The sequence below is a fragment of the Streptomyces torulosus genome (genome assembly GCF_001419765.1).
In the GTDB taxonomy this organism is placed as follows: Bacteria; Actinomycetota; Actinomycetes; order Streptomycetales; family Streptomycetaceae; genus Streptomyces; species Streptomyces torulosus.
On the sequence record NZ_LIRK01000430.1, the window covers coordinates 1 to 9,009 of the forward strand.

At 70.4% G+C, this 9,009-nt stretch carries 9 protein-coding genes and 1 pseudogene; 7 read left to right on the top strand and 3 right to left on the bottom strand.

Annotated elements, in window-relative coordinates:
- The coding region (gene map, locus AOK23_RS27815; RefSeq protein WP_055715367.1) for a type I methionyl aminopeptidase at positions 1-702 on the top strand (702 nt) is incomplete at its 5' end.
- Positions 703-986: 284 nt separating this feature from the next.
- Positions 987-1,655, top strand: a complete 669-nt coding sequence (locus AOK23_RS27820) for a biliverdin-producing heme oxygenase (RefSeq protein ID WP_055715368.1) — start codon at positions 987-989, stop codon at positions 1,653-1,655.
- A 98-nt stretch (positions 1,656-1,753) separates the two neighbouring features.
- On the opposite strand, the gene AOK23_RS27825 is transcribed toward AOK23_RS27820, so the two are convergent.
- Positions 1,754-2,398, bottom strand: a complete 645-nt coding sequence (locus AOK23_RS27825) for a PhzF family phenazine biosynthesis protein (protein WP_055537712.1) — start codon at positions 2,396-2,398, stop codon at positions 1,754-1,756.
- Between the two features lie 302 nt (positions 2,399-2,700).
- Between AOK23_RS27825 and efeO the strand changes: the two genes are divergently transcribed.
- The 4 genes from efeO to AOK23_RS27845 are packed head-to-tail and all read left to right on the top strand — an operon-like array spanning position 2,701 to position 7,129.
- A complete protein-coding gene (gene efeO / locus AOK23_RS27830; RefSeq protein ID WP_055715369.1) occupies positions 2,701-3,852 on the top strand; it encodes an iron uptake system protein EfeO in 1,152 nt (383 codons plus the stop codon).
- Positions 3,853-3,875: 23 nt separating this feature from the next.
- Positions 3,876-5,234 (top strand): iron uptake transporter deferrochelatase/peroxidase subunit, encoded by a 1,359-nt coding sequence (gene efeB, locus AOK23_RS27835; RefSeq protein ID WP_079049738.1) that lies wholly within the window; start codon positions 3,876-3,878, stop codon positions 5,232-5,234.
- A 4-nt stretch (positions 5,235-5,238) separates the two neighbouring features.
- Positions 5,239-6,114, top strand: coding sequence for an iron uptake transporter permease EfeU (gene efeU, locus AOK23_RS27840; protein ID WP_055715370.1), 876 nt, complete (start codon positions 5,239-5,241; stop codon positions 6,112-6,114).
- Positions 6,071-7,129: an SCO2278 family lipoprotein gene (locus tag AOK23_RS27845; RefSeq protein ID WP_079049739.1), complete on the top strand. Its 1,059-nt coding sequence runs from the start codon at positions 6,071-6,073 to the stop codon at positions 7,127-7,129. Before efeU ends, AOK23_RS27845 begins: the two co-directional genes overlap by 44 nt.
- 43 nt (positions 7,130-7,172) lie before the next feature.
- Here the strand turns inward: AOK23_RS27845 and AOK23_RS27850 are convergent, their stop codons facing one another.
- Together AOK23_RS27850 and AOK23_RS27855 are read right to left on the bottom strand one after the other, a co-directional pair.
- Entirely contained in the window at positions 7,173-7,919 is a 747-nt protein-coding gene (locus tag AOK23_RS27850; protein ID WP_055715372.1) for a bifunctional DNA primase/polymerase, read from the bottom strand.
- Between the two features lie 212 nt (positions 7,920-8,131).
- A complete protein-coding gene (locus tag AOK23_RS27855; protein ID WP_055715373.1) occupies positions 8,132-8,767 on the bottom strand; it encodes a TetR/AcrR family transcriptional regulator in 636 nt (211 codons plus the stop codon).
- A 114-nt stretch (positions 8,768-8,881) separates the two neighbouring features.
- Here AOK23_RS27855 and AOK23_RS50390 point away from each other — a divergent pair.
- Positions 8,882-9,009: pseudogene (locus AOK23_RS50390) on the top strand (DUF6243 family protein); the annotation flags it as partial.

The window sequence follows — 9,009 nt, forward strand, 5'->3', positions numbered from 1 at the left end:
GCCGGGCGGATCGCGGCCCGGGCGATGGCCGAGGCCGCCAAGCACATCGCCCCCGGCGTCACCACGGACGAGCTGGACCGCGTCGCCCACGAGTACATGTGCGACCACGGGGCCTACCCCTCCACCCTCGGCTACCGCGGCTTCCCCAAGTCGCTGTGCACCTCCGTCAACGAGGTCATCTGCCACGGCATCCCCGACTCGACCGTGCTGCGCGACGGCGACATCGTCAACCTCGACGTGACGGCGTACATCGGCGGCGTCCACGGCGACAACAACGCCACGTACCTCGTGGGCGACGTCGACGAGGAGTCGAAGCTGCTCGTCGAGCGGACCCGCGAGTCCCTCACCCGCGCCATCAAGGCCGTCAAGCCGGGGCGGCAGATCAACATCATCGGGCGGGTCATCGAGTCGTACGCCAAGCGGTTCGGGTACGGGGTCGTGCGCGACTTCACGGGGCACGGGATCAACTCGTCGTTCCACTCCGGGCTGATCATCCCGCACTACGACTCCCCGCACGCGACGACCGTGATGCAGCCCGGAATGACCTTCACGATCGAGCCGATGCTCACCCTCGGGTCGTACGACTACGACATGTGGGACGACGGCTGGACGGTCGTGACCAAGGACCGCAAGCGCACCGCCCAGTTCGAGCACACGCTGGTCGTCACGGAGACAGGGGCGGACATCCTCACCCTCCCGTGACGCCCTGCACCCTTCCGTGACACCGGCACCCTTCCGTGACACCGGCACCCTCCCGTGACACCCGGCCCGCCCGCGGCTCCACTCACACCCGTGCCACCCCACCCGCCTTCGGCCCTCCCGGCCGCCAGGCGGGTTTTCTCATCGCGTCCTCGTTCCATGTGGGAGTCGTGATGATCCGGGGTACCGTTTTACCGACAGGGAGTCGGGAACCTGTTGACTTAGGTAACCCTAACCACCGAAACTGAGCGCAGCTTCTCGTCTCCCCCTAGGCATCGGAGGCCTTCATGAACGCGTCGGTCACCTCGGACACGGCGTTCTCCACGCTCATCCGCACCGCGTCGCACGAGCAGCACACCGAGGCGGAGACCACGACGTTCATCGGCGACATGCTCGGCGGCAAACTCGGCGTCGAGGCGTACGCGCGGTACACCGAGCAGCTCTGGTTCGTCTACGAGGCGCTGGAGAGCGGCGCGCGGGCGCTGGTCGACGACCCGGTCGCGGGGCCGTTCGTCCAGCCGGAGCTGATGCGGCTGCCCGCGCTGGAGCGGGACCTGGAGCACCTGCGCGGCCCCCGCTGGCGCTCGACGCTCTCGGCACTGCCGGCGACGGAAGCGTACGCGACGCGGGTCGCCGAGTGCGCGCGGAGCTGGCCCGGCGGTTATGTGGCCCACCACTACACGCGCTATCTCGGCGACCTCTCCGGCGGGCAGATCATCCGGGACCGGGCCGAGAAGACGTGGGGCTTCGAGCGGAAGGGCGACGGCGTCCGCTTCTACGTGTTCGAGGACATCGCCAATCCGGCCGCGTTCAAGCGGGGGTACCGCGAGCTGCTGGACCGGGTGCGGGCCGACGATCTGGAGAAGCAGCGGATCGTGAGCGAGTGCAAGCGGGCGTTCGCCCTGAACACGGCGGTGTTCCTGGCCCTGGGCGAGGAGTTCCCCCTGTCCGCGTGAGGGTGCGGCGGAAGGGCCGAGGAGGCCCCCTGTCCGTGTTCCCTCCGTCCGCGTGACGGGTGCGGTGGAGCGGTCGGACGACCGGCCGCACCCCCACCTCATCGTTCCAGGAACACCCTTCCGCCGACCTCCACCCAGCCGTGCGGCTGCGGGGCCGTCAGGAGCTGGGATCCCGCGCCCTGGGTGATGTTCAGGGCGCGGCCCAGCTGCGCGGTGAGCTGGAGGGCCGCGGCGCCGGTGGCCTCGTCCTCGTCGATGCCGTCGTCGCGGCCGGGGAAGGCGCGGGCGCGGATCCGGCCGGCGGCCTCGTCCTCCCAGGCCCAGGCGTAGATCCACTCACCGGGCGGCGGGACCGTGAGGTCGTCGATCTCGGCGGCGGTGCCGTACTGACGGAAGGTGCGGGGCGGGGCCCACTCGGGCAGGGCTTCGATCCAGCTGAACTCGCCGTCCAGTCGGGCGCCGACGACACCGGCCGGGGTGACCAGTTCGGGTACGTCGAGGAGCCAGGCCGTGCCGACGCAGGGGTACCCGGCGAACGGCAGGCGCAGCGTGGGGGTGTAGATGTCGATGACTCCGCGCTCGGGGTCGTCCACGAACACGGTCTCGCTGAAGCCGAGTTTGGCGGCGAACGCCTGACGGTCGGCGCGGTCGGGCATCACGGAGCCCTCGCGGACGACGCCCAGTTCGTTGCCGTACCCGCCGCCGGGCCCGCAGAACACCCGCAGCACATCGAAGTCGGTCACATGCGGAATTGAAGCATCCCCGGGGCCGTCCAGTCGCTTCCGGACGCTTGCCGACCCGCGGCCGCGCACCGGTGATGTCTTGATCACACCGAAACGGGGTTCTTGACCACGGAATGGGAAACTTGACCGGCCCTTGACCGAACCATGGACTCTGCTTTTGGCCACCGTGATCGGGCCGTGCTCGTACGGGCACCGGTGCGCGGGCTTCACTGGAGGCACGGCATCTGGTGAGGTAAGCCTCAGATAACTTGGGGCAGCCTCACCTTATCTGTGTGTCCCCTGTGTCCTTCCTTGGAGCCGAAATGCGCCCCCTCAGACTGTCCTTCGTCACCGCCGCCACGACCGTCGCGGCCCTGACCGCCGTCACGGGCTGCACCGAGAAGAGCAGCGCGGGCGCGGACGGGGTCATCGCGGTGACCGCGACCGACACCAAGTGCGAGGTGTCGAAGAAGGAGTTCCCGGCGGGGCACGTCGAGCTGGACATCGAGAACAAGGGCTCCAAGGTCACCGAGGTCTACCTCCTCTTCCCGGACGACCGTGTCGTCACCGAGCGCGAGAACATCGGCCCCGGCACCAAGCAGAAGGTCACCGCCGAGGTGAAGGCGGGCGACTACCGGATCGCCTGCAAGCCGGGCATGAAGGGCGACGGCATACGCCAGGACGTCACCGCGACCGGTTCCGGCAAGGTGGCCAAGCGCGACCCGCGGCTGGACGAGGCCGTGGCCTCGTACCGCAAGTACGTGCAGACGCAGGCCGACGAGACGATCCCGCTGGTGAAGGTGTTCGCCGACGCCGTCAAGGACGGGGACGTCGAGGCGGCTAAGAAGGCGTACGCGCCCTCCCGCATCGGCTGGGAGCGCACCGAGCCGGTCGCCGAGTCCTTCGGTGACATCGACCCGAAGGTCGACGTCCGCGAGGACGGTCTGGAGGAGGGCCAGGACCCGGAGAAGGACTGGACCGGCTGGCACCGTCTGGAGCGTTCGCTGTGGAAGGACGGCAAGCTCACCGACCGTGACTCCGAGCTGGCCGACCAACTGGTGAAGGACCTGGTCGACTGGCAGAAGCGGGTCGGCAAGGCGGAGATCACCCCGACCTCCATGGCCAACGGCGCCAAGGAACTCCTCGACGAGGTCGCCACCGGCAAGGTCACCGGCGAGGAGGAGCGCTACTCGCACACCGACCTCGTCGACTTCAAGGCGAACGTCGAGGGCGCCGAGGAGTCGTACAAGCTGCTGAAGGCCGTCGCCGCCGAGAACGACCCGGAGCTGACGAAGGAACTCGACAAGCAGTTCACGGCGCTGAACACGCTGCTCGACAAGTACCGCGCGGACAAGACGGGTTACGACTTCGTCTCCTACGACAAGGTCGGCGAGGCCGAGCAGAACAAGCTGTCGGACGCGGTGAACGCGCTGGCGGAGCCGCTCTCGCAGCTCGCCGCGGCGGTCGTGAAGTAGGCGACGGAAGAGAGTCGGCAGTCATGACGGACACCACCGAGAACACCACCGACAGCGCCGACGGCGCGACCGGCGGCGACACCGCCGCGACGGACACCCCCTCGACCGGCACCGCGGGGACCGGCGCCCCGGCCGGTGACGGCTCGCGGGCGCCGTCGCGGCGCGCCCTGATCGGCTGGGGCGGTGCGGGCCTCGCGCTCGGCGCCGCCGTCGCCGGGGGCGCCGTGGCCGTGGCCCGGCCCGGCGAGGACACCGGGGACACGGTGACCGCGGCCGGCGGTCCCATCGCCTTCCACGGCACCCACCAGGCCGGTATCGCGACGCCGGTGCAGGACCGGCTGCACTTCGCCGCGTTCGACGTGGAGACGGACGACCGCGAGGCGTTCGTGGCGATGCTGAAGGACTGGACGGAGGCCGCGCGCCGGATGACCGCCGGGAAGGCGGTCGGCGACGGCGCGTACGGCGGTCTCGCGGAGGCCCCGCCGGACGACACCGGGGAGGCGCTGGGGCTGAAGCCGTCCCGGCTGACGCTCACCCTCGGCTTCGGGCCCTCGCTGTTCGAGCGGTTCGGGCTGGCGAAGCAGCGGCCCGAGGCGCTGGTGGACCTGCCGCAGTTCGCCGGCGACAACCTGGACCGGGCCCGCAGCGGCGGCGACCTGTGCGTGCAGGCGTGCGCGGACGATCCGCAGGTCGCGGTGCACGCCATCCGCAACCTCGCCCGCATCGGCTTCGGCAAGGTGTCGGTGCGCTGGTCCCAGCTCGGCTTCGGCAAGACCTCGTCGACCACGCCGGAGGCGCAGACCCCGCGCAACCTCATGGGGTTCAAGGACGGCACCCGCAACATCGCGGGCACGGAGACCGCCCGGCTGAAGAAGCACGTGTGGGTGGACGAGAAGGACGGGCCGTCCTGGATGGCCGGCGGCTCGTACCTGGTGGCCCGGCGCATCCGGATGCACATCGAGCCCTGGGACCGGACGTCGCTGCAGGAGCAGGAGGACATCTTCGGCCGCGACAAGGGCGAGGGCGCGCCCGTCGGCAAGGCGAAGGAGCGGGACAAGCCGTTCCTGAAGGCGATGAAGCCCGACGCGCACGTACGGCTCGCGCACCCCGACTCCAACGACGGGGCGACGATCCTGCGCCGCGGTTACTCGTTCACCGACGGCACCGACGGACTGGGCCGGCTGGACGCGGGGTTGTTCTTCCTCGCGTACCAGCGGGACGTGCGCAAGGGGTTCATCCCGATCCAGCGCAATCTGGCCACGGACGCGCTCAACGAGTACATCCAGCACGTGGGTTCGGCGATCTTCGCCGTCCCGCCGGGTGTCCGGGACGCGGACGACTGGTGGGGCCGGGCGCTGTTCTCCTCGACGACGGAGGGCTGACGCCGTGTTCGCGAACTATCTGATCGGGCTGCGCGAGGGCCTGGAGGCCAGTCTCGTCGTCTGCATCCTCATCGCCTACCTGGTGAAGACGGAACGCCGGGACGCCCTGCGGCCCATCTGGATCGGTGTCGGTGCCGCCGTCGCTCTCGCCCTGGGCTTCGGCTGCGTCCTCGAGTTCGGCTCGCAGGAGATGACGTTCGAGGCGCAGGAGGCGCTCGGCGGTTCGCTGTCCATCATCGCGGTGGGCCTCGTGACGTGGATGGTCTTCTGGATGCGGCGCACGGCCCGGCACCTGCGGTCGGAGCTGCACGGAAAGCTCGACACGGCCCTGCGGTTGGGCACGGGCGCCCTGGTGGCGACCGCGTTCCTGGCGGTGGGCCGGGAGGGCCTGGAGACCTCGCTGTTCGTGTGGACGTCCGTCCGGGCGTCCGGCGACGGCACGGAGGGCCCGCTGATCGGTGTGCTGCTGGGCCTCGCGAGCGCGGTGGTCCTCGGCTGGCTGTTCTACCGGGGTGCCCTGCGCATCAACCTGTCCAAGTTCTTCACGTGGACCGGCGGCATGCTGGTCGTCGTCGCGGCCGGCGTCCTCGCGTACGGCTTCCACGACCTCCAGGAGGCGGACTTCCTCCCCGGGCTGACGGACAAGGCGTTCGACATCACGGGGACGATCCCGCCGGACAGCTGGTACGGCACCCTGCTGAAGGGCGTGTTCAACTTCCAGGCCGACCCGACGGTCCTCCAAGTCACGGTCTGGGTCCTGTATCTGGTCCCGACGCTCGCGCTGTTCCTCGCCCCGGTAGGGTTCGCCTCCGGGAAGGGGAAGGTGAAGGTTCCTGATGAGCAGGGTTCGCGGGGTTCCGAGCACACGAAGGCTTCGTGAGGTTCGTCCGGTTCGTACGCGCGAGGGGCGGCGCGGGCTTCGGCGTCACGGCCATGGAGCGCTGCTGACCGCGGCGATGGCCGTGCTGTCGCTGACGGCGAGCGCGTGCGTGGTGGTCCGCGGCGATCTGGAGATCGTGCCCTCGTCGACCCAGGGCGAGGCGGCCCGGGCGCTGGAGGAGTTCACCACCGCGTACAACGACGCGGACAAGGAGTACGACCAGTCCCGGGACGCCTCACGGGTGACCGGCGCCCTCGCCGACATCGACGGCGGCAAGCTCCGCTCGGGCGCGAAGATCAGCCCGGGCGGCAACCCCGACCATGTGCCGCTGAAGCTGAGCGACGTGAAGTACACGATCCCCGAGAAGGCGGCCTGGCCCCGCTGGTTCGTGGTCGACGCGGCCGCCAACAAGGGCCGGGACAGCGACCGTTGGCTGTTCGTGTTCACCCGCGACGGTCTGGACGACGTGTGGGAGGTGTCCTTCCTCACGATCATGCCCGCCGCCGACGTCCCGCAGTTCAAGAAGGACGAGGACGGCTACGCGCAGGTGGTGTCCCCGGACGACCCCCAGTTGTCGGTGGCCCCGGCGGAGCTGCCCGAGAAGTACGTGACGTATCTGAAGGAGGACAGCGCCCTCTTCGCCGACGGCCCGTTCACCTCGGAGGAGCGCGCGAAGCGCCAGAAGAACGCGCAACGGCCGGGCATCGTGCGGCAGTACGTCGACGAGCCCCTCACGAACGGCGACTACGCGCCGGTCGGGCTGCGCACCACGGACGGTGGAGCGCTGGTCTTCTTCACGACCCGCCACTACGAGAAGCAGACGGCCGCGCAGGGAGTGGACATCCCCGTCAACGACGCGGCTGTCCGGGCGCTGATGACGGGCGAGCCGCGGCAGTCGCTGACGCTGGAGTTCGTCTCCAACCAGGCGGTCCTGGACCCGGCGCGGACGGCCTCCGACGAGCAGGTGAAGTTCCTCGGCCAGGTGGGCGGCCTCACGTCCGCGAAGGGCGAGTGACACGCGGGGCCCGTTCCCTGGGGACGGGTGACGCCTCCGGGGTTCAGCCGTGCTGCGGCCAGGCCGTGCGATCCGGTTCTCCGGCCATGTGGCGGGCGCATTCGTCGGTGAGGATCTCCAGCAGGCTCAGCGGGTCGGGCAGCGGGTGCTCCGGGCCGCGCACCCAGTGGACGTCGACGTCACCGGGGAGCCGGGCGGGCGGTACGAGGACGTAGGAGCCCCGGCAGTGCCAGCGCAGGCCGGGATGCTCGTCCATGGTCTCGGGGTGGCAGTCCAGCTCGCAGGGCCACCACTCGTCCTCGTCCTCGGGGGTGCCCCGGGTGTGGGTGAAGAAGAGGAGCCGTCCGTCCTCCGCCTCGGACTCCGACTCCGCGACGGGCCCCACCTCCACACCGGCGGCGAGCAGCCGTTCCAGGGCCTGTCGGCCGGCGGCGAGCGGTACGTCGAGCACGTCGTGGACCATGCCGGTCGCGGTGATGAAGTTGGCCTCCGGCTGGTGCCGGGCCCATCGCTCCACCTGGGCGCGGTCGGTGGTGGACTGCGTCTGCCAGGCGAAGGAGACCGGGTGGCGGGCGGGCGTCGGACAGCCGACGCGGTCGCAGGAGCACCGGTAGCCCGAGGGGTGCGCGGCGGGCGCGAGCGGGAGTCCGGCGGCGGCGGCTGCGAGCAGCAGCGCCTCACGGCCGGCGGCGTCGGGGGTCTCGTCGAGCGGGCGGCCTGCGCGTCGGCCCCGCAGCCACTCGGAGATCCTGCCCTGCCGACCGGACCGGCCGCCGAACGTCGCGCTCATCTATCCCCTCGCCTCGCTGTGGTGCGGACAGCATGCCTCATCGTCCCACCATCCTGCGTCGCAGGGGACCGGAGCGCCCATCCGGGGTAGGTGGGGCGAAGCCGGAGCGCGGACAGGGATGGTGCGCAATTCCATGCTTTGACGGGATTTACGGCCCGCCGCGGGGCCCGGTCCGGTCGGTTTGGTCACACCGGTGCGGGGAGTTGACCGCGTCAGCGGGGGGCGAGGCCGTACAGGGCGTATTCGACCAGTGCGTCCGTGTAGTCGTACGAGATGGGGCCCGTGTGCTGCAGCCAGCGCTGGGCGAGCGGGGAGACGAAGAGTTCCAGGGCGATGCGCGGGTCGATGTCGGGGCGCACGGCACCCTGCTCCTGGGCTGCGCGCAGGCGCTTCACATACAGCTGGAGCTGGGGTTCGAGGAGCTTGGCGACGAACTCGGTGCCGAGCTGGCGGTTGACGACGCCCTCGGCGGCCAGGGCACGCGAGGGGACCTCGAACTTGGGGTCGAGCAGTTCGTCCACGGTGGCGCGCAGCACGCCCTTGAGGTCGGCCTCCAGGTCCCCGGTGTCGGGGATCTCGTACTGCGCCTGCTCCCCGAGGACCTCGGGCCGGGCCGCCGCCTCCGCCGCCTGGGCGCTCAGATCCAGGAACGCCTCCAGCAGGACGTCCGCCTTGGACGACCACCAGCGGTAGATCGTCTGCTTGCCGACGCCGGCGCGGGCGGCGATGCCCTCGATGGTCGTCTTCTGGTAGCCGACCTCGCCGACGAGGGCGAGGGCGGCGTCGTAGATGGCGCGGCGGGACTTCTCGCTGCGGCGGGTGGAGTCAGGGGCGGTCTTGTTGGCCATGCCTCGAACTTATCAGGTTGACAAGACGTTCCGTCTCGCCTGACAGTGGAGCGGTCAACAGGCGAGACGGAACGTATCGTCCCGAACTTCGCCGATGAAGAGAAGGAGACCGTCATGACCCGTGGTGGAGCAGGAAACATGCTGGGAGTGGGCGGCGCCCGCCGGAACCTGGGCCGCGAGGCCCTGCGGGGCGGAGGGCGGGGCGACCGGGTCGGCGGCGGCGCCGACCCGCAGGCCCAGAA